The 640-nt window shown below is 63.3% G+C and carries 1 protein-coding gene; it reads left to right on the forward strand.

Annotated features, from left to right (window positions below):
• Window positions 1–640 (forward strand): calcium-binding protein (locus NS365_RS22025; RefSeq protein ID WP_058602446.1); only part of this gene is annotated, 640 nt, incomplete at both ends.

Below are 640 nucleotides of genomic sequence, written 5' to 3' on the forward strand. Positions count from 1 at the left end.
ACGAGCGGCAATGATGTTCTGATCGGCACGTCCGGGGCGGACGTGATCGATGGCGATGCCGGCAACGACGAGGTGCTGGGTCTTGCGGGGAATGACAGCCTGTCGGGGGGCGAAGGCAGTGACACGCTGCGCGGCGGCGAGGGTGATGATACGCTGGACGGCGGTTCGGGGCCTTACGGCTACGATTATCTCTATGGAGGAGACGGCAAGGACACGTTGCGCCTGAACAATGCCGGCTATGCCGAAGGCGGCGCCGGTGACGATGTTCTGGACGCACGCGGCATCGTGGCCATTTTTAACTCCAGCTTTGCTCCACCAGCGTCGCTTTATGGCGGAGCGGGCAACGACAAGCTTTATGGCGGCGCTGGCTCGGATAATCTATCCGGCGGCGATGGCAACGACACGCTAGAGGGCGGCGCGGGAGCGGACACGCTTCAAGGCGGAGCGGGCGCCGACAGCCTGACGGGCGGTTCCGGTGTCGATCAGTTCGATCTGGGCTATCTCTCGAACGGCAGCGACCTGAACGGCGATCGGATCACCGATTATGAAAGCGGCGAGAAGCTGACGTTCTCGTATTACAACTACGACCCGGTGACGGGGCTCGCGAAGGCGCCCGACATCCGTCTGGTGACGCTGGGTG

The organism is Aureimonas ureilytica (assembly GCF_001475935.1).
GTDB lineage: Bacteria > Pseudomonadota > Alphaproteobacteria > Rhizobiales > Rhizobiaceae > Aureimonas > Aureimonas ureilytica_A.